At 46.6% G+C, this 21314-nt stretch carries 17 protein-coding genes; 8 read left to right on the top strand and 9 right to left on the bottom strand.

From position 1 onward, the window contains the following. Positions 1-23 precede the first annotated feature (23 nt). The 3 genes from NL645_RS09880 to NL645_RS09870 all read left to right on the top strand — a co-directional run bounded on the left by NL645_RS09880 (position 24) and on the right by NL645_RS09870 (position 3791). Positions 24-815, top strand: a complete 792-nt coding sequence (locus NL645_RS09880) for a DeoR/GlpR family transcriptional regulator (RefSeq protein WP_006742414.1) — start codon at positions 24-26, stop codon at positions 813-815. A 176-nt stretch (positions 816-991) separates the two neighbouring features. Then, positions 992-2551 carry a glycerol-3-phosphate dehydrogenase gene (glpD, locus tag NL645_RS09875; RefSeq protein ID WP_253651642.1) on the top strand — a complete coding sequence of 520 codons (1560 nt, stop codon included), beginning with the start codon at positions 992-994 and terminating at the stop codon, positions 2549-2551. Positions 2552-2837: 286 nt separating this feature from the next. After that, positions 2838-3791: a CorA family divalent cation transporter gene (locus NL645_RS09870; RefSeq protein WP_012841472.1), complete on the top strand. Its 954-nt coding sequence runs from the start codon at positions 2838-2840 to the stop codon at positions 3789-3791. A 72-nt stretch (positions 3792-3863) separates the two neighbouring features. Here NL645_RS09870 and NL645_RS09865 read toward each other — a convergent pair whose 3' ends face one another. Then, positions 3864-5048 carry an NnrS family protein gene (locus NL645_RS09865; RefSeq protein WP_253651641.1) on the bottom strand — a complete coding sequence of 395 codons (1185 nt, stop codon included), beginning with the start codon at positions 5046-5048 and terminating at the stop codon, positions 3864-3866. A 184-nt stretch (positions 5049-5232) separates the two neighbouring features. Between NL645_RS09865 and NL645_RS09860 the strand changes: the two genes are divergently transcribed. Then, positions 5233-5784, top strand: a complete 552-nt coding sequence (locus NL645_RS09860) for a gamma-glutamylcyclotransferase family protein (protein WP_253651640.1) — start codon at positions 5233-5235, stop codon at positions 5782-5784. Between the two features lie 38 nt (positions 5785-5822). On the opposite strand, the gene NL645_RS09855 is transcribed toward NL645_RS09860, so the two are convergent. Continuing rightward, positions 5823-6419, bottom strand: coding sequence for an outer membrane beta-barrel protein (locus NL645_RS09855; protein ID WP_012841470.1), 597 nt, complete (start codon positions 6417-6419; stop codon positions 5823-5825). A 141-nt stretch (positions 6420-6560) separates the two neighbouring features. Continuing rightward, positions 6561-6893: a tRNA-binding protein gene (locus NL645_RS09850; RefSeq protein WP_005494151.1), complete on the bottom strand. Its 333-nt coding sequence runs from the start codon at positions 6891-6893 to the stop codon at positions 6561-6563. Positions 6894-7069: 176 nt separating this feature from the next. Between NL645_RS09850 and NL645_RS09845 the strand changes: the two genes are divergently transcribed. Beyond that, entirely contained in the window at positions 7070-8068 is a 999-nt protein-coding gene (locus NL645_RS09845; RefSeq protein WP_053305584.1) for a substrate-binding domain-containing protein, read from the top strand. A 90-nt stretch (positions 8069-8158) separates the two neighbouring features. Here NL645_RS09845 and NL645_RS09840 read toward each other — a convergent pair whose 3' ends face one another. Further along, positions 8159-9547, bottom strand: a complete 1389-nt coding sequence (locus NL645_RS09840) for an MFS transporter (protein ID WP_109169546.1) — start codon at positions 9545-9547, stop codon at positions 8159-8161. A gap of 70 nt (positions 9548-9617) precedes the next feature. After that, the gene (locus tag NL645_RS09835; protein ID WP_048625922.1) at positions 9618-10688 is read right to left on the bottom strand and encodes a cellulase family glycosylhydrolase; all 1071 of its coding nucleotides are present in this window, start codon (positions 10686-10688) and stop codon (positions 9618-9620) included. A gap of 212 nt (positions 10689-10900) precedes the next feature. On the opposite strand from NL645_RS09835, the gene NL645_RS09830 reads away from it, so the two are divergent. Continuing rightward, positions 10901-11926, top strand: coding sequence for a LacI family DNA-binding transcriptional regulator (locus tag NL645_RS09830; protein WP_006742407.1), 1026 nt, complete (start codon positions 10901-10903; stop codon positions 11924-11926). 73 nt (positions 11927-11999) lie between these two features. Here NL645_RS09830 and galM read toward each other — a convergent pair whose 3' ends face one another. The 4 genes from galM to galE form a co-directional block, all read right to left on the bottom strand. After that, the gene (gene galM / locus NL645_RS09825) at positions 12000-13064 is read right to left on the bottom strand and encodes a galactose-1-epimerase (RefSeq protein WP_253651639.1); all 1065 of its coding nucleotides are present in this window, start codon (positions 13062-13064) and stop codon (positions 12000-12002) included. Positions 13065-13073: 9 nt separating this feature from the next. After that, entirely contained in the window at positions 13074-14234 is a 1161-nt protein-coding gene (galK, locus tag NL645_RS09820; protein WP_253651638.1) for a galactokinase, read from the bottom strand. Between the two features lie 109 nt (positions 14235-14343). Next, positions 14344-15396: a UDP-glucose--hexose-1-phosphate uridylyltransferase gene (locus NL645_RS09815; protein WP_025570897.1), complete on the bottom strand. Its 1053-nt coding sequence runs from the start codon at positions 15394-15396 to the stop codon at positions 14344-14346. Positions 15397-15480: 84 nt separating this feature from the next. Then, the gene (gene galE / locus NL645_RS09810) at positions 15481-16500 is read right to left on the bottom strand and encodes a UDP-glucose 4-epimerase GalE (protein WP_114323578.1); all 1020 of its coding nucleotides are present in this window, start codon (positions 16498-16500) and stop codon (positions 15481-15483) included. A gap of 379 nt (positions 16501-16879) precedes the next feature. Here galE and ebgR point away from each other — a divergent pair, with 379 nt between their 5' ends. Beyond that, a complete protein-coding gene (ebgR, locus tag NL645_RS09805) occupies positions 16880-17866 on the top strand; it encodes a transcriptional regulator EbgR (protein ID WP_005494135.1) in 987 nt (328 codons plus the stop codon). A 347-nt stretch (positions 17867-18213) separates the two neighbouring features. Continuing rightward, on the top strand, positions 18214-21312 hold the full coding sequence (gene ebgA / locus NL645_RS09800; protein ID WP_253651637.1) for a beta-galactosidase subunit alpha: 3099 nt from the start codon (positions 18214-18216) through the stop codon (positions 21310-21312). Positions 21313-21314: the final 2 nt, after the last annotated feature.

The raw sequence follows: 21314 nt of genomic DNA, 5'->3' as shown, positions 1-21314 counted from the left end.
ACCAATGCACAAGGGAGTGGTAAGTGAAGCAAATACCTCGACACCAACAGATTGTTGAGTTGGTGAAAAAACAAGGCTATGTCAGCACGGATGAGTTGGTAGAAAGATTCAATGTCAGCCCACAAACCATCCGACGCGATCTTAATGAACTCGCCGACGACAACAAAATTCGTCGTTATCACGGTGGTGCAACCATCCCTCTCAGTTCTGAAAACACATCTTACAACACGCGTAAAGCGCTCAACTTCAATGAAAAAGATGTCATTGCAGACGAGGTGGTCAAGCACATTCCTGATGGTGCGACTCTATTTATTGATATCGGCACCACACCAGAAGCGGTTGCGCGAGCGCTCAATAAAAACCATAAACAGCTACGCGTGGTTACCAACAATATCAACGTGGCAACCATTCTCTTCCCCAACCCAGAGATCAAAGTCATCTTAGCAGGTGGTGAAGTTCGAAGTCGCGATGGCGGCATTGTTGGAGAAGCCACTCTCGACTTCGTTAAACAGTTCCGTCTCGACTTTGGCATTCTTGGCATCAGTGGTATCGACTTTGATGGCTCGCTATTAGACTTTGATTACCACGAAGTCAGGGTCAAACAAGCGATCATCGACAACAGCCGCAGTGTATTTCTCGCCGTCGACCACACCAAATTTGGGCGTAATGCCATGGTGAAGCTAGGCAATATCGCTCAGCTCAACATGATCTTTACCAACAAGCAGCCACCAGAAGAAATCTTGTCGATTTTAAAAGAAGCTTCAATTCCACTTGAAGTCGTTGAAGCGAACGAGACAAACTTCGAAAACGAGTAGTTCCAATCATTAATTTGCCTCTCAAATGACCTCTGTCTTAATTAGGCAGAGGTTTTTTTGTGCCTAAATCACACAAAACGCTCACAAACGAAAATAATAGATGATCACAAACGAAACCTAAGCTAGGATTAGATCATGTTCTAAAATGCTCGTTCGCTCACCAAGAGGTCAAATTTATGAGTATACAAAAAAATGCTTCCACTACTAGCTCATCCACTACCTTAGACTTGATCGTAATTGGTGGCGGCATTAACGGGGCTGGTATTGCGGCAGACGCAGCTGGCCGCGGTTTGAGTGTTGGCTTATACGAAGCAAATGACTTCGCGTCCGCTACTTCTTCGGCAAGTTCTAAACTGATCCACGGCGGTTTACGTTACCTTGAACACTATGAATTTCGTTTGGTTTCGGAAGCGCTCGCAGAACGTGAAGTTATTCTTCGCAAAGCGCCTCACGTTGCACTACCAATGCGTTTCCGTTTGCCTCATCGCCCATTCCTACGCCCAGCTTGGATGATTCGCTGTGGTCTGTTCCTTTACGATAACTTGGGTAAACGTACGACTCTGCCAGGCAGCAAAACCGTCAACTTAGCGAAATCGGGCTTGCTAAAACCAGAAATGAAAACCGGTTTCGAATACTCTGACTGTTGGGTTGATGACGCGCGTTTAGTATTACTTAACGTTCTGGCTGCTCGTGAAAACCAAGCAGAAGTACGTAACTACTGCCGCGTAGAAAAAGCACACCGTGAAGGTGGTATCTGGCATGTCACAATTCATGACGTGATGACAGACCAACGTTTCGAACGCAAAGCAAAAGCACTAGTAAACGCAGCTGGCCCTTGGGTAAAACAGTTCTTTGATGATGGATTAGAGCAAGCCTCTCCTCGTAACATTCGCTTAATCAAAGGCTCGCACATCGTTGTTCCTCGTATCCACAACGAACCGCAAGCCTACATTCTTCAAAACAAAGACAACCGCATCGTATTTATGATTCCTTACTTAGATAAGTTCTCAATCATTGGTACAACAGATGTGGAATACAAAGGTGACCCACGCGAAGTGGCAATCTCAGATGACGAAGTCGATTACCTCATCGACATCGTAAACCAACACTTTGTCCACCAGCTGACTCGCGAAGATGTGGTTTGGACATACAGCGGTGTTCGTCCTTTATGTGACGATGAATCTGACTCTCCGCAAGCGATCACACGAGACTACACGCTAGAACTCGATGCGGAATACGACCATGCACCTCTGCTTTCTGTCTTTGGTGGTAAGCTGACGACCTACCGTAAGCTGGGTGAAGCGGCAATGAAAAAGCTGGCTCCTTTCCTACCAGAGATGGGAAGCGACTGGACGGCAAATCAAACCCTACCTGGTGGTAACTTCAGCTGTAGTCGTGAACAATTAGCTAAACAAATTCATGCTAAATACGCTTGGGCGCCAGAAGCATTGATTCTTCGTTACGTAACACAATTTGGTACCCAAACGTGGAACTTAATGGAAGGCACAGCAAGCGAAGCTGACCTTGGACACGCGTTCTCATCGCAAGCCGGCGGTGTTTACCAACGTGAGATCGACTACTTAATGAACCATGAAATGGCAATGACCGATGAAGACATTTTGTGGCGTCGTACCAAACTTGGTCTGTACATGAACGATGAAGAAAAGCAGGCTTTATCGGACTATTTAAAAGAAAAGCTACAGCAGAAAGTGGTTAATCTTTCTCAAGTTGGCTAACTGCTCCTCCCCTCCCTACTAGAAAGCCTGCCTCGTTGCAGGCTTTTTTATTTTGCTGTTTTTACGCCACACTTTGGCTTGCTTCACTTGATTACAAATAAGAGCAACTATTCATAGACATTTAGCGTTAAATGCAATCATACTCATTTAAATAATTATCCCTGAATAACTTCATGGAGCTAGGTTCAGAACGTTATCACTGATGCATTTCACGGAAAATAATGCAGCGGAAGAGCACAGGCTCTTTCCGAGTGATTTGGGGAAAGGCTCAGACAAGGAAAAGAAAATGGGTTTTATGATTGAACATTGGGATTTTTCAACCCCAGAAGCAACTCAGCAATCCACAACGGCGGAGCAGATTCAAGCCAAACATTGGTACCATTGTGAGCGGCTGCATCCCGATATTCGTGGCTGGCTAGAGCAAAACCAAGTACCACGTGCCACTGTTGATCACCTGTTAGCCGACGAAAGCCGACCGTCTTTCCACCCTTTGGATGACGAGAACTTCATGTTGATTTTACGAGGCGTCAACATGAATGGCGATGCTTCACCAGAAGACATGCTCAGTATTCGAATTCTCTATTTTCAAGGCGCACTGATTTCAACACGTAAGATCCCATCGCGTGCCATCATGGAAATTCGTCAAGCCTTGGCGGAACACAAAGGTCCGAAAAGCCTTGCTGGTTTACTTCATCAGATTATTGAAGGATTAAATAGCAAAATAGACGTTTACCTCGATACGATTGAAGAGACGTTAAACCAGTTTGATGTGAATGATGAATCGACGTACAAGCATATGGCGACTCAAAAAGCGCTTATCTCCATCAAACGTTTTATTCGCCCTCAGCAATATGCTATTCGAGATCTCGTTGAATCAGAGTCCGAGTTGGTGGCTTTAAGGCCCCATCAATATCGCTTCGCCCACAATAATATTACGCGCATAAATGAAACACTTGAGTTTTATCTTGGTGAAGTCGCTCTCTTTCAAGAAGAAATCAAACATCATCGTGACGAGAAAACTAATAAAAACAGTTATCTATTTACCTTGGTGGCGACTATTTTCTTGCCAACCAGCTTCCTAACAGGTTTGCTTGGCATCAACATTGGCGGTATGCCAGGCGTGGAATCCGCCATGGCGTTCACCTGGTTCTGTATCGCTTTAATTGTCATCTTTGCTCTAGAGTGGTGGCTATTCAAACGCTTGGGGTTCACGAATAAAACGGACGACGAAGACGAATAAGCGCTAATCCTATAAAGAACAAAAATCAAAAGAGGAGCGCGCGGCTCCTCTTTCTCTACTCACATTAGCGCCCTATCCGGGATGACCATCAACGCGAGGGGTAATAAGCATCACGCCAAAGCGCCAAACAAACAGGCCAAATGCGACAATCCACAATCCGCCACTGATATTAATCCACAGCATCATATTGGCAGGATCAAATATCACGGCAAAACTGCGAACCAAAGCTGCCGCGGTAATCGCCGCAAACGCAAGGCTCATGTTCGGACCTTTGTAGATCATGCGACCAGTATGTCCCATCGTCACGCGTGCGATCATCGCTAAAATCAAGCCGCCTAATGCACCTATCGCAAACAGGTGAATCAGGTTATGGCTGGCAAATGCATCTCCCCAAGTGCCTCGCAAAATTAAGCTTAGTGGCAAACACAAATACGCAGCATGCAGCGACCACACTAAAGGCTCGCTCAGGGTTAACCAAGGTTTCCAGCGAACAAAACGCACCAACTGAGCAACTCCTGCAAACAGCATCAACGGATTACCTAGTTCTGCAAACGTCACAGGGAAAAAGCTCAGCACAAATAGCATTACCAACGGCAAGTTCGCGAACCACTCTAACCAAGCCAATGGTTGCGCTTTTTCGAAATTAAATCGACGCGCAGTAAAGAATGGAATCACACGCCCGCCCATGACCGACAGCAACAACGTAAACCACCACAACATCGCCTGCCATACAGCAGAAGAGCTAAACGGCGGCATGCCTTTTATTGTTGCGTAGCTTGCAAAGTTCGCAAAAATGGCCAAAAGAAACAGCGGCACAAAAAACAGATTACGCCAACCTTTGGCTCGATAAACACGAATGCCTACCTCATAGGCAACAAACAACAAAAATACCGCTTCAATGCTGCTGGTTAACCATAACGGCGCTGGCGTCCAAAGCAATATTCTAGGTGCCAACCACAAGCCAAATAAGATCAAAAGCGTGTAATGCTTGGTGCCATTAATGCCAGTCCAGTTTTGTACTGCGGTCAGTACAAAACCAACCACAATCGCCATCGAAAAGCCGAACAACATTTCATGAACGTGCCACCATAATGCCGGTACAGTTAATGCGTTTGGCTTTCCGCTCTGGAACATCCACACCCACAACGCGATCGCAACAATGGCGTAAATCGACCCAAACATAAAAAACGGCCGAAAGCCTAATCGCAGCCATGCGGGGATTTTTTCTTCCACTTTTTTATCGGTGATATTCAGCATTATCTTGCCCTCAAGCGTCTCTTGATGCTGGTTAACTCAACTACAATATTGATGCTACCACAAACATGCATTAAAAATATATGTTAAGAGTTAAGATTATACTTAAGAGGTAAAGTTGTGCTTCAGAGGCGGGTTAGGTATAAACGGTGAGAGACACAACCATTAGTTAAGGGATGCAACGAAGATGTACATATTTGGCTATGGCAGTTTGATTAATTCTGCGTCACGTAAGTTAACCGGACAAACGGGAGAAGCCATTCCCGTCATTGCTCATGGACTGGTGCGCTACTGGGGAAAGATTGATGACAGCTACACTCTGTCTCCTCTGGTTGTAAACCAAGGCGATGGGCAGGTCAACGGCGTTTTACTCGAAGTGAATGAAGAAGCTCTCGCAGAATTCGATCACCGTGAGCGTGGTTATCATCGTATTCAAATTCAGCCAGAGCAAATCGAAACGGACGCGAGCTTTAACCAAGAACATAGCATCTGGGTTTACGTAAAAGACGAGCCATTACCACCGTGCGTAAAAAGCCCAATCATGCAAAGCTATGTCGATACCGTGCTAGCAGGTTGCTTAGAAGTATCTCATGCGTTTGCAGAGCATTTTGTGCGTCACACCATTGGCTGGCAACACGCAAAAGAAAATGACCGCCATCAACCCAAATACGGCAACCTTGCAGGCGTGCAAGAGCATCATTACGAGTTGATTGATAATCTAATCAAAAAAGGAGCCTAACGGCTCCTTTTTAGTATCTATGTTTTGCTTATGCGAGCTTAAAACTTGTAATCAACGCCAACGTACAGGCTGTCAAAATCAAATTCAAGATCGCCACCACCTTCAACATCGATGGTTACTGTAGAAGCACGGTAGCCACCAGAAACAACCAGACCTGAAGCAAATTCATAACCCACTTCAGCACCATAGTTAAAGCCAGCATCGCTACCATCAGTCTTACCAGTGAAACCAGAAAGGTTTGATTTTGCCTCTAAATCAACCCCAGTTACACCTAGACCAACAACAGCACCAACATAAAAACCAGTGCCAGAGAATTGGTACTTAGGTTTAGCATTAAGGTTGAATGAATAACCTTCAACAGTAGCTTCTAACCAATTACCCGCGCCCGATGCTTTTTCTTCGAAGCTACCGTAGTAAATGTACTCACCTTCTAAAGCCAATTTGAAGTTTTCTGAATATTGCAGCTCTTTACCTACCGCAATACCCAAACCTGTAGCTGAAGAGCTGTAAGAGTGACCTTCAACTTCAAGATCAGAGTTAAGAATATCTGCGCCAACATACCAGTTACCTTTTGCTTGAACTGACGCTGAAGCAACCACTGCACCTAAAGCCAATAATGGCAATACTTTTTTTATTATAATTTCCTATGTTTTTCATACTGTTAAACAGTTTTTAAAAGCACGGAGATTATAAATAGAGTTGAATATATTCCTATTGATTTATTTATGAGACACAAAACATAAACACGAACAATAAAACGTTTGCTTGATTAAACTCTAAACAATTCTCACCCCAGTCGGCATCGCTCTTTCTGGCGTAAGCAACACACTTTCGGACTCATCATCCGTTTCTGCGCACAACAACATACATTCGGAGGTTTCGCCGCGCATTTTGGCTTTGGCAAGATTACACAACACGACCACTTGTTTGCCCATCAACTCTTCCTCGGTGTAATAAGGTACTAAGCTGGTTACGGTTTGCAGTGTTTTTTCACCAATATCAATTTGCACAATGTACAGCTTGTCTGCATTTTGATGACGAGCCACTTCAATGATTTTTCCGGTACGAATTTCCAGTTTGGCAAAATCAGAGTAAGCAATAGTTTCCATAATTAAAACCTCAGTAAAGTTTTACTAAAAAGATAACGTTTACACTATCAGTAAGCTTAATAAATACAAGTGGTAAAGATCTCATTTCCGAAAGCAAATTCCCTATCAAATTGCACTTATTACACAATGGGTGTTTAATACTTCCAGTCAAAATTTTTAGCCACTAAAGGTTCTATATGGCAACGATCAAGGATGTCGCGAAAGAAGCCGGTGTTTCGGTCGCAACGGTTTCTCGCGTGATCAACAAGTCCCCAAAAGCCAGTCAATCATCGGTAGAGTCGGTCACCAAAGCAATGAGCAAATTGGGTTACAGACCCAATGCCGCAGCTCGCGCACTGGTGAGTCAAAGCACAAATACCATGGGTGTGTTGGTGAGTGATGTGTCCGATCCTTTCTTCGGCACGCTGGTCAAATCCGTCGATAATATCGCGCGCGAAAATGGCAAACATATCTTGATTGGCAACGGGTATCACAATCCAGATGATGAGCGTCAAGCCCTAGAATTGCTGATCAACAGCCGTTGCGATGCAATAGTCATCCACTCGAAAGGCTTATCTGATGAGGATCTAATTGGCTACGCCCAAGAAGTAAAAGGTATGGTGCTTATCAATCGTCATATCCCAGAGCTGGCTGAACGCTGTATTTCCCTTGATAACCGCAAAGGAGCATTCCTCGCGACAGAATATTTAATTCGTCACGGGCATCGCAAAATCGCTTGCATTGCCTCATCCCACGATATCGAAGATACCGATGAACGCTTGCAAGGTTACCAAGCCGCATTGAAAGAACATGGTATTGAACTCTCCAAAAGCTACATCGAATACGGTGAGCCCAACAGTGATGGTGGCGAAGTTGCGATGACCAACCTGTTAACCAAATCTTTGGAGATTACTGGAGTGGTGGCCTACAACGACTACATGGCCGCTGGCGCACTGGCAGCGTTAGATCAAAATGGCATTGACGTACCAAATAAGGTATCTATGGTCGGGTTCGATGATGGCTTGATCGCCCGCTTTGTTCACCCTAGCCTGACCACTATTCGCTACCCAATCGAGATGATGGCAGAACGCGCCGCCCGTTTGGCTTTGGCGCTATCTCGTGACGAAAAAATTGAAGACGAAACCATTATTTTTAGCCCAACTTTAGTACGAAGAAACTCTGTCGAGCGTTGTTGATGGTGGATAACCTGTAAATTGAAAACGAAAAGCCCGCTCAGGTTATTGAGCGGGCTTTTTCTTTGAGCACTTGTCGAGACGATATGGATTCTAGCTCAAGGCTTCGTTCGGTTTTGCAGACTTCACGTCAACGCCTTCCGCAAACTCACCACGCTGTAATTTTTCTCGTAAAATCGCATGTTGGTCTTCGGTAAATGTGTAGCGAGACATAATAAAGATGCGCACTAAAGCTCCCAATGCGGGTAGCAACGCAATACAGAAGAACATGCCACTGAGCGCGGTTTCCGTTTGCGCCGCATTTGGTACATAGCCAATCATCGTCAAGATTACCCCCGTTAAGCCGCCCGCTACCGCAACAGAAAGTTTGCCTGTAAAGGTTTGTCCCGAGAACGTGATCGCCGCGGTACGTTTGCCACTGTGGTAGTACGAGTACTCTACTGTGTCTGCAATCATGGCCGAGATAAGAGGGTTGGTCATCATAAAGATGCCTGTAATCACCGCTAACCACGCCATCACGACCGTTGGATTATCATAGCCAGTAAAATAGAACCCAATGCGAGCGATGATCTCTAAAACACACAGCGCAATAAAGATGTCACGTTTTTTGAAACGCTTTGTCAGCACAGGCGTAGCCAAACACGCAATCGCACTTACCAAAGTGATGGTACCAATCAGAGAGACTAACCCTGCGTCACCCATGTTGTATGTGAAGAAGAAAATGTATAAGCCATTCACCAGATTGAAGAACACATTCATGAAAAACGCTGCCAGAATAAAAAACAACGGCTTGTTTTTACGAACGGCTTGAAAGGTTTGTTTTAGCGTGACTTTTTCACAGCTCTTCGTCGAGATGCGTTCTTTGGTGTTATAAAAACCGTTCAGCATGAAGAACAAACCCGCGATCATCAACACAATCACAGCTGGTAAGTAACCCTGATCTGCTCGGCCATCAGCGAAGTAAGCGCTCAGTTTCGGGAACACAACCAAAGTTGCACCAATACCTGCATTCACCCCTAACATGGCACAAGTTGCCGCTTTTGCTCGCTCTTGCGGTTCATCCGTCATAACAGAAGACATAGACCAAAACGGCACATCAGAAATTGTGTAAAGCGTACCCCAAAGAATGTAAGTGATACCGGCATACATCACTTTTGTCGATGTATCAGCATCGATGTTATAGAAAGCGGCAACCGTGACCAGAACAATCAGAACCGGCGTAAACAGCATGTAAGGGCGGAATTTACCAAAGCGAGAGTCTAACGTGTCCATGTATCCGGCAATGAGCGGATCATTCACCGCATCCCACACACGAGCAATCAAAAAAATCGTACTCGCCGCAATTGGAGAAATGCCCAAAATATCGGTATAGAAATAAAGAATAAAAGAGCCGACTAGACCAAAGCTAAAGCACTGGCCTACCCCATAGCCGAAGTAAGACATCAGCTCCTTATTAGTGAGTTTGTTTTGTAGAGTAGTCATTGTTCACGTCTCAATTGATTTTATTGTAAATAAGAAACCGACTCATTTCTCAGAGTCGGCTCACAGGCAATTAATCCACTTCTGCGAGTGTTTTGATCAATTGCACTTCGCTTGCGTCATACGGCTGTCCTTGCTCATCAAGCAGATCGTGGAACCATTGACTCGCATAGTTAGCATCGCTACGTTTTATCTCTGGCCAAGGCAGATGCGTTTGTGTTTTTCCTTTCACTAATCCCCACTGGTAGCAACCAATGTTTTTCTGTTTAAAGACCGGAAGCTGTTCGTGCATGTACGATTGCGCATGACGAGCAAGCCACTCAGTACACATCATTGGTCGGTTGTAGCTTTCTACAATTTCAACGGCTTTATGGAACAGATCGAGTGGTAAGTAAGCGTGGAAAGTAATGATGTCCGATAGCTCCATCGCTTTGCGATCGGTTGGGTGTTCATAAATCGGTAGGCTTCGGTCAAGAATGCTTGGCGCATGCCAAGCGCCAACGGTGAGAGGCTGAGTTGGGTTTTCTTCACGTGCCCACTCAAACGCTTTTTCCATCAGCTCATGGCTAAAGATTTCCATTTCTTCGTCATAAGCGATCTCACCCGTGGTGGTGAAAATCATTCGGTTGGTTGGCTCGTTATAGAGATCCCAAATAACGATTCGAGGGTCATTTTTGTAGGTAGAGATGATGTCGCGAATATACGCTTCGACCTCACCCCACATAGATTTGTCCATCACCACATTGCGACCAGGACTTGCTGCTGCTTGGCTGTTGTGCAAATCCGGTACGGGCGCTTTTTGTTCACCAAGATAAGGATGGTCGCCCGAGAAACCGCAGTCATCCATCGGCGTGAGCATCACTTTGATTTGATTGCGTTCGCAAATATCCAGAAAGCGCTCAATTCGCGCATGTAAACCATCGCGATCCGCTTGCCAAACTATAAATGGTAAGTTGGTACGTAAAGTGTTGTAACCCACATCATGCGCCCAAGCTAACTCTTGTTCCATAACCTCAGGTGCAAAAGATTCCGCTTGCCACATCTCATTCCAGTTAACCGCTGTGCGCGGTAAATAGTTAAAGCCACGTAGCCAGCCATGCTCTTTTTGCCATTGCCACGCTTTCTCTTCCGACCATCTTTTCATCTTACTCACCTTAAAGCTAAATTATTAACTAATAATATTAGCTAATATATTAATTAATAATTTAATGACTAGGTAGTCAAAGAATAAACGTGGTTAAAATCACAGCTTTTAAGTTGCTCTGACTTACTTTTGTGATCTTCATCTTTAAAGGATGATCCGAACTTAATCTTTAGCTAATATCTTTAGCTAACGAAATTAAGTAAAAGAGCAGAATGGCTAAAAAAATCACCATGAGTGACATTGCGGCGGCGGCTGGCGTCTCTCAGTCGACCGTATCGCTGGTATTGAATGGCTCAACTTCCGTAAAAATCGCGGAAGCGACCAAACGTAAAGTGCTCGAAACCGCAGAATCACTTGGCTACAAAAACAAAAAGGTTGCCCATGCTTTGGGACGCCCTAAAAAGATCGCATTGGTGATCAACGGCTTAACCAGTTATGACCCATTTATCGATGCCATCAATGCAGCGAGAGAAGAAGCGTGGTCGAACGACTACATATTGGTGACGTTCAATTACAGCCATGATGAAGTGTTGGCAAGCAAGATTGAGTCGGAGATCAACGGCGGTGATTACGCAGGTTTGGTTTACGCATCCAGTATGACGCGAGAGTTGGAGCAGCAACGCGTCACAACTTCCTTACCGACTGTGCTGCTGAACTGCACCAACGAAGAACACACCGAAACGCCAAGTATTTTGCCAGCCGATATGATTGGAGCTTACAAAGCAGTTTCACACCTCACAGCGCAAGGTTATCGTCGCATTGCCATGCTGTCTGGTGAAAGTTGGATGCTAGCCAGTAAGCAACGTGCCGATGGTTATCGTCAGGCTCTCATTGATGCAGACATCATTCCTAACTCAGAGTATTTAGTCGATGCAAACTGGTCGCTAAAAGAAGCGCACCAGCAAACACTGGCACTACTGAATATGGAGCAGCCGCCAGAAGCGATTTTCTGTGGCAGCGACTATATGGCAATGGGGTGCTACCAAGCGATAGCGGAGTTGGGGTTGAAGATTCCTCAGGATGTTGCCGTTGTCGGTTACGATAATCAGCAAATCGCCTCTGAAAGCTTTCCAGCATTAACGTCGGTTGAACTGCCCTACTCAGACATGGGTAAACTCGCAATCGAATCGTTGATGGCACTGATTGAAGGGCAGCCGTTGCTTTCTAACAAACGCAAAGTAGAGGGTGAGCTCATCGTTCGAACCTCTTCGACAAAAACAAAAAAGGTGGGCATGTAGCCCACCATAACACCCAAAGTCGTTGGAGTTGCAGCATCGCTGCCGCTGCAAGTTCAAAGGGCAGAAGTGCTATCTAAAATTCAAACTGATAAGTAGTTTGATGCTGATAGCAATCCCCAGAGCTCAACACCCCATTGTTGAGTCCCCATTCTGGTTTGTTTGGCCCGTCTGGAAAGTACTGCGTTTCCAATGCTAGGCCGTCATAGCGTTCGTAAGTTTTACTTGCACCTGGCGTACCGGCTAAGAAATTACCTGAATAAAACTGGATGGCAGGCTTGGTGGTTTTCACCTTCATCACCACATCTTCTTGTGGTGCAATTAAAACCGCAGCGACAGACACGCCATCGGTCACTTCAGGCATGAAGACAAAGGCGTGATCGTAGCCACCAGCAGTTTTCTGATCTTGCTCTGCAAGAAATTCTTGGCCAATCGATTTTGGCTCGGTGAAGTCGAAACTGGTACCCGAAACTGGCTTTTGTTCACCGGAAGAAATTAACCCCGCATCCGTTGGCAAGTAATGCCCAGCATTGAGCTGTAAAGTATGATCCAAACTTTTCGCGCGGCTCGCCTCACCAGCCAAGTTAAAGTAAGCGTGATTGGTTAAATTCACTGGAGATGTTTTGTCGGTCTTAGCATCATAGGCGATAGCTAGTTCATTCTCGTCAGTGAGCGTGTACATCACCTTCACATCGAGGTTTCCCGGATAGCCTTGGTCACCGTCCGGGGAGCGAAGTGAAAAAGTGACCCGTTGATCATTTTGCTCTTCAACCTTCCAGCGGCGTTTATCAAACCCTTCTAGGCCACCGTGCAGTGAATTTTCACCGTTATTGATACCAAGTTGATACTTCTCTCCGTCTATCTCAAACTGCCCCTTCGCAATTCGGTTAGCAAAGCGGCCAACAATGGAACCGAAGTAAGCGTCTTGCTTCATGTGTTCAGCCATATTTGGTGAGCGCAACAACACTTCACGGTTTTCACCATTTACCGGTAATGTGCAACTCAACCACGTAGCACCGATATCCATAAACGACGCTGTCATACCATTCGCGTTGGTCAAATGAATCAGATTCGCAGTTTGGCCATCAAACGACGGCGTTTGCGCCATCGCTTGTTCTAGTTGTTGAAAATAGGCTTTCATCATCATTCCTTACAGCACTTCAACCAAACCCGCACCATTTTTGGCTTGGCAAACATAAATCGACTCTTTTAAGCCCGTAGCCGCTTGGTACTTCGCTTCAACTGCCGCTTTCACTTCATCAACCAGTGCTGGCAGTACAAGTGCCACGATGCAGCCACCAAAGCCACCGCCAGTCATGCGCACACCGCCTTGGTCGCCAATCACGCCTTTGACTATCTCCACCAACGTATCGATTTCTTTTACCGTGATTTCGAAATCATCACGCATCGAGGCATGAGACTCGGCCATCAGCTCGCCCATACGCTTCATGTCGTGTGCTCGCAGCGCTTGCGCCGCTTCCACAGTACGCTCGTTTTCTGTGATGACATGACGGGCACGTTTTGCCACCATTTCATCCAGCTCAGCGACTTTCTCGTTGAACTGCTCAATCGTCACATCACGCAAAGCTTTCACACCGAAAATACGCGCCGCTTCTTCACATTGCTGACGACGAGTGTTGTATTCACTGTCGACCAAACCACGTTTTTTATTCGAGTTGATGATCACGACTGCCATCTCTTCTGGCATGGAAACCGATTCCGTTTCTAGGCTACGGCAGTCCAATAGCATCGCGTGATTTTCACGCCCTTCCGCTGAAATCATTTGGTCCATGATGCCGCAGTTACAACCGACGAATTCGTTCTCAGCTTGCTGACCGTTTAACGCGATTTCGGCTTGGCTGATCTCAAGGTTGAACAACACTTTAAACGTTTGACCGATCACTACTTCCAATGCCGCCGATGAGCTCAAACCCGCGCCTTGAGGCACGTTGCCGCTGACTGAAATATCCGCCCCAGTAAACTGGTAGCCACGCGCCAGAAGACACTTCACCACGCCGCGAATGTAGTTCGCCCACATTTTGTCTTGCTGGAAGGTAATGGCTTGCGTGATATCGAATTCGTCCACTGCGTTGCCATAATCGACCGACACCACACGCACAATATTGTCTTCACGCTTTGCCGCCGCCACGACCGTTTGGTAGTTAATGGCACACGGTAGGACAAAACCATCGTTGTAATCGGTGTGCTCACCAATCAAGTTCACACGACCAGGCGCTTGGATAATATGGCTAGGTGCGTAGCCCAACACTTGCTCAAATGACGCTTTCACATTTTGGATAAGTTCAGACATAGGGACATTCTCTTAAAATAGTAATTTGTGTGGGATAGCGCGTTGAGCCTAACTTTCTATCTGTAAAGTCGCGCTATCCCGTTATTCGTAATCAGTCCAATTTAAAGACTTAGCATTCTTTGTAGTGGACATCACTCACATCACGCAGACGCTGCGCGGCTTGCTCTGCGGTGAGATCGCGTTGGCTTTCTGCCAGCATTTCGTAGCCCACCATGAACTTACGAACCGTGGCACTGCGCAGTAGTGGCGGATAGAAAAGTGCATGAAGCTGCCAATGGTCGATGTCTGTGCCTTGGTCAAAAAACGGCGCGTAGTGCCAGCCCATCGAGTAAGGGAAAGAGCATTGGAATAAATTGTCGTAACGGCTGGTCAGCTTCTTAATCGCTAGCGCTAAATCGTCTCGTTGCTCATCGCTGAGTTCGCTCATACGACGAATGTGCGTTTTCGGCAACAACATGGTTTCGAACGGCCAAGCAGCCCAGTAAGGCACCACCGCCAGCCAGTGTTCGGTTTCCACCACAATGCGTGAGCCGTCTTTGAGTTCCGCTTGCACGTAATCCACCAGCAAGTTGCTGCCGTGTTCTTGGTAGTACGCTTTTAGGTTGTGCTCTTTGCGCTCGATCTCATTTGGTAAGAAGCTGTTCGCCCAGATTTGACCGTGTGGATGCGGCTGAGAACAGCCCATGGTTTCGCCTTTGTTTTCGAACGCCTGAACCCAAACGTACTCTTTGCCTAGCTCTTCAATTTGTTCGTTCCATGTATCTATCACGCCACGAATTTTATCCACTGGCAGCTCTGGTAAGGTTTTGCTGTGATCTGGCGAGAAGCAAATCACTCGGCTCAAACCACGCACGCCTTGCGTTTTGAATAGCGGGTTGTTTGACTCCGGTGCATCTGGTGAATCCACCATCAGCGCAGCAAAATCGTTATTGAACACATAAGTGCCTTGGTAGTCTGGATTAACATCGCCAGAGATACGTTCATTGGTTGGACAAAGGAAACATTTACCGTCATAGCTTGGTAGCTCATCCAACGCGGGCTTTTCATCTGCGCCACTCCAAGGGCGTTTTGCACGGTGAGGTGAAACCAAAATCCATTGCCCAGTCAGAGGGTTGTAACGGCGGTGTGGATGATCCACTGGGTTAAATTCGACATTCGACATGTTACTTACTCAACTTTTAAGAATTCTTTCATCTGCATTTCTCAATGGAATTGGAAAGTGCAAACAACAATGCGGCGACGTAAACTACGCAGGGGAATAGCCATTGGGATTCTTTGACTGCCATTGCCACGTATCAGCGGTCATTTCAGCCACCGTGCGTATTGCTTTCCAGCCTAGTTCACGCTCAGCTTTTTCCGTGCTTGCCCAACATTCAGCAATATCCCCAGGACGACGCGGGCATAACTCGTAAGGCACAGGTTTACCGCAAGCGGTCGCGAACGCATCCACCATCTCAAGTACGCTCGAGCCTTTACCTGTACCTAAGTTGTAAATGTGCAAACCCGATGTTTCCCCCACCGATTTCAAAGCCGCAATATGGCCGTCGGCCAGATCCATCACATGGACGTAATCACGTACGCCAGTGCCGTCAGGGGTTGGATAGTCGTTACCGAATACCGCGAGTTTTTCTCGGCGACCAACAGCGACTTGGGCGATAAATGGCATCAGGTTATTGGGAATGCCTTGTGGGTCTTCCCCCATGCAGCCCGATGGGTGCGCGCCAACTGGGTTGAAGTAACGCAGTAAGGTGATGCTCCAATCGTTTTCAGCATGGAACAGATCGCTTAAGCACTGCTCCACCATATATTTGCTGCGTCCGTATGGGTTGGTCGTTGCGCCTGTTGGCGAATCTTCCGTAATCGGCACTATTTCTGGGTCACCGTAAACCGTTGCCGATGAACTGAATACGATGCTTTTCACGCCCGCTTTACGCATGCTGCGCGCCAACACCAATGAGCCATTGACGTTGTTGTCGTAGTACTCAAGTGGTTTTGCCACCGATTCGCCAACCGCTTTGAGGCCAGCAAAGTGGATCACGGCTTGGATGTCGTGCTGCGCGAATACCGTATCCAAAAAGGCTTCGTCACGGATGTCACCTTGGTGGAACGCAGGCTGTTTGCCAGTCAGCGCTTCAATACGGTTTAACACTTCCAGTTTGGCGTTACACAAGTTATCGACGATGATGGGTTCCATTCCCGCTTCAATCATCTGAACGCAAGTGTGACTACCGATGTATCCCATACCGCCTGTGACAAGAACTTTCACTTTTGCTTCTCCACGTTTGCTGCTTTCTGTTCATACCTCACTCTGATGCGCTAAAAGCCAATCGCCATTGCATCGAATCGGTACGCCCATTTCTTGACTGGCTAAAAGTCTAGCAACCAATCTTGATCCAGATCCGTGATCGAATTCAAAATGTGTAAACGTTTCCACAAAATTGCACAAAAGCCTTACTTTAGATGCTGACTTTAGTTAAATTAAACCAGGAAGATGATGAACAGTGAAGATGAGTCGAGCCGATACCGCTCTCTTTCGTGGATCGCACGATTTTACTAAAAGTTTGTGCATCCCTAAGTAGCTGTTTACAATAGCCAGATTATTGAGTTCTCACTTGGACTGTGAGCAATGCCAACGGGAAATGTACATGGCAACACTAAAAGATATCGCCACTGAAGCGGGCGTCTCACTTGCAACCGTATCGCGAGTTTTGAATGACGATCCGACGTTGAGCGTTAAAGAAGAAACCAAACGCCGCATTTTAGAAATCGCAGAAAAGCTGGAGTACCGCACCAGCAGCTCGAAGAAAGCCACCAAAGAAGCCAAGCAAAAACATCACTTTTTGGCCTTGTACAATTACAAACAAGAAGCAGAAGTGAACGACCCGTACTACTTGTCGATTCGTCATGGGATTGAAACTCAGTGCGACAAACTCGGCATTACGCTAACCAATTGCTACAACAGCGAAATTGATGTTGAAACGCAAAAGATCACCGGTGTCCTTTTAGTCGGGAAAGTCGACCAAAAGGTGGTCAATAAGTTACCTAAACGCCTAGCCGATAGCATCTGTTACATCGACTTTTCAGATCCAACTAGCCCTTACGATTGCGTTGATATCGACCTTGTAAGAATCAGCAAGCAAGTGGTTGATTTCTTTGTACAACAAGGCTACGAACGCATCGGCTTTATTGGTGGACAAGACGAGCCCAACACCGCAGACATTCGTGAAAATGCGTTTGTGGACTACGGCAGTCTAAAAGGTGTGGTTTCTGAAGACGACATTTATCGTGGCGATTTCTCTAGCTTGTCCGGTTATGACTTAGCGAAAGAGATGCTGGCCAAAGGCGATTTCCCAAAAGCGATGTTCATTGCTTCGGACTCCATTGCGATTGGTGTGTTACGAGCAGTGCATGAGTTTGGTTTAAACATTCCTGATGATATTGCGCTGATCAGCGTGAACGACATTCCTACCGCGCGTTTTACCTTCCCTCCTCTATCGACCGTTCGTATTCATTCTGAAATGATGGGGATTCAAGGCGTGAACTTGTTAGTAGAAAAATACCGTGACGGACGCGCACTGCCCCTTCAAGTGTACGTTCCAAGCAAGCTCAAGCTACGCGGCACAACTCGATAAAAACCCCCTCAAAACTGCTCAAATAAGGCACTGAATTTTCAGTGCTTTTTTATTTCTTCTTTTATTTTCTACCGAATGTTTACTGTTTTTACTTTCCAAAACAATCTAGAACGCATTCCTTTACGCTGATCACATCTTGCTCAACATTGGTCATTTAAAACGTGACCAAGTTAAAGTAAAACGTTTTCACTAATTTATTTTAGTAAAACTTTTACTAATATCTTTCTCAGATTATTCATAAGCATTTTTCACAATACATCGGCCGTTATTTTTGCACTGATGTTGAGCCGCGATGAAACCGTCCCGCACTCCAACATAAGCGCACCAAGCCGAGGGGAGATCAAAACGTGAACAATTGGGAAAACTTCCAACACTTACACGAGAATCGTATGGCACCGCGTGCGTACTTTTTCTCCTACGACTCTGTTCAGAGCGCACAAACCTTTCAACGTGAACTGAGTCGCCGCTTTATGTTACTCAGCGGCCAATGGAGATTCCGTTATTTCACCAACCCAATGTTGGTACCTGATGAGTTTTACTCACAAACAATGAACGACTGGGGACACATTACCGTCCCAAACATGTGGCAAATGGAAGGTCACGGCGATCTGCAATACACCGATGAGGGCTTCCCATTCCCGATCGACGTCCCGTTTGTACCAACCGACAACCCAACGGGCGCTTATCAACGCACATTTACACTTGGTCCACAGTGGGATAACCAACAAACCATCATCAAGTTCGACGGCGTGGAAACCTACTTTGAAGTGTACGTAAACGGCGAGTACGTCGGCTTTAGCAAAGGCAGCCGACTCACAGCGGAATTCGACATTTCTAAGTTCGTCCAACAAGGCGAAAACTTACTCTCTGTACGCGTGATGCAATGGGCCGATTCCACTTACATTGAAGACCAAGACATGTGGTGGACGGCGGGGATCTTCCGTGATGTTTACCTAATCGGAAAAGAGAACATTCACGTCCAAGACCTAACAATTCGCACCGATTTCGCCGACGATTACCAAAGTGCGACGCTCAGTGTTCAAATCGAATTGGAAAACCTTTCCACCGCTATCGCGTCTGGCTATACGCTAGAATACGCGCTGCATGACAAAGGCACTGTCGTAGCCAGTGGTCAATGCGATTCACTGACTATCCAAAACCACCACTCAACAAGCTTTGCGATTGATATGGTGAATCCAACGCATTGGACAGCAGAAAATCCTTACCTTTACCACTTGTTCATCACCTTAAAAGATCACCAAGGCAACGTAGTGGAAGTGATCCCACAACGCGTAGGTTTTCGTGACATCAAAGTGCGCGGTGGCCTGTTTTACATCAACAATCAATACGTGATGCTGCATGGTGTCAACCGTCATGATAACGATCACCTAAAAGGTCGTGCAGCGGGTATGGACCGCGTGGAAAAAGATCTGATTTTGATGAAGCAACACAACATCAACTCAGTTCGCACCGCACACTACCCGAACGACCCACGCTTCTACGAGTTGTGTGATATTTACGGCCTGTTTGTGATGGCAGAAACCGATGTGGAAACCCACGGCTTTGCCAACGTTGGCGACCTGAGCCGCATCACCAATGATCCTGCTTGGGAAGCGGTGTTTGTTGATCGCGCAGTGCGTCATGTTCATGCGCAAAAGAACCACCCTTCTATCATCATGTGGTCACTCGGTAACGAATCGGGTTATGGCTGTAACATCCGTGCGATGTATACCGCGACCAAAGCAATTGATGACACCCGTTTGGTTCACTACGAAGAAGACCGAGATGCTGAAGTCGTCGATGTGATTTCGACGATGTACTCACGCGCTCAACTGATGAATTACTTTGGCGAGCACCCACACGAGAAACCACGCATTATCTGCGAATACGCCCACGCGATGGGTAACGGACCGGGTGGTTTAACCGAATATCAAAATGTGTTCTATGCGCACGACCACATTCAAGGTCACTACGTTTGGGAATGGTGTGATCACGGCATTCTAGCGCGTGATGAACACGGCCAAGAGTTCTACAAATACGGTGGCGATTACGGCGATTACCCAAACAACTACAACTTCTGTATGGATGGTCTGATTTACCCAGATCAAACCCCGGGCCCTGGCCTGAAAGAATACAAACAAGTCATTGCACCGGTGAAAATCCGCGCCGTTGAAGGTTGCCATGATCTCTTCATCATTGAGAACAAATTGTGGTTCACCAACCTCGATGATTACACCATTAATGCTGACGTGCGTGCCGAAGGCGAAACCCTGCGTAGCGTGCAATTCAAAGTCGAAGCTTTGGTCGCCAACAGCGAACGTGAAGTGACCATCGACTTGCCAGAATTGGATGAGCGCGAAGCCTTTGTGAACTTCACCGTACGCAAAGACAGTCGCACGCTTTACAGCGAAGCCAACCATGAAATTGCGGTGTATCAGTTCCAACTGAAAGAAAACACCGCGACGTTGCCTGCGCTGGTCAACCACAATATTCAACCCTTGGTGCTTGAAGAAAGCCGCCTAGAGCACGTGATCACAGGTCATAACTTCGCGCTTACCTTCTCCAAAGTAAACGGCAAGCTGACTTCTTGGCGCGTAAATGGCGAAGAGATCATTCAATCAGAGCCGAGACTGAACTTCTTCAAACCGATGATTGATAACCACAAACAAGAGTACGAAGGGTTGTGGCACCCAGCGCATCTGCAAATCATGCAGGAGCACTTCCGCACACTTGCTGTGGAGGCAACCGATGATTCCGTCTTGATTACGACCACCAGCATCATTGCGCCGCCGGTCTTTGATTTTGGCATGCGTTGTACCTATCGCTATCAAATCAATGCTCAAGGCCATTTGAACGTGGAACTGAGTGGCGAACGATACGGCGACTACCCTCACGTGATTCCGGTCATCGGCTTGGATTTGGGCATCAACGGCAGCTTTGATCAAGTGAGTTACTACGGCCGTGGCCCAGAAGAAAACTACCAAGACAGTTGCCAAGCCAACCTCATTGATGTTTACCACAGCACCGTAAAAGACATGTTCGAGAACTACCCGTTCCCGCAAAACAACGGCAACCGCCAACACGTGCGCTGGGCCTCACTCACCAACCGTCATGGCACAGGGTTATTGGTGAAACCCCAGCAAGAAATCAACTTCAGCGCGTGGTTCTACACCAACCAAAATCTGCATGAAGCGCAACATACGATCGAGCTAGAAAAGAGTGGCTACATCACCCTTAACCTTGACCATCAAGTGATGGGGTTAGGCTCGAACTCATGGGGCAGCGAAGTGCTCGACTCTTACCGCGTGTACATGGACGAGTTCCGTTACGGTTTGACGCTGATGCCACTGCAAGCAGGCGATTGCAACGCACACGTGATGGCAAACCATGATTTCGACAACGCATTTTTCACTCAAACCAATACTCAATCAGTCAACGAGGCGTAACC

The organism is Vibrio sp. Y51_MX_L26 (assembly GCF_024181935.1).
Classification (GTDB): domain Bacteria; phylum Pseudomonadota; class Gammaproteobacteria; order Enterobacterales; family Vibrionaceae; genus Vibrio; species Vibrio diabolicus.
Note: the sequence above shows the minus strand (reverse complement) of the source record. Positions and strands in the feature narration are given on the sequence as shown.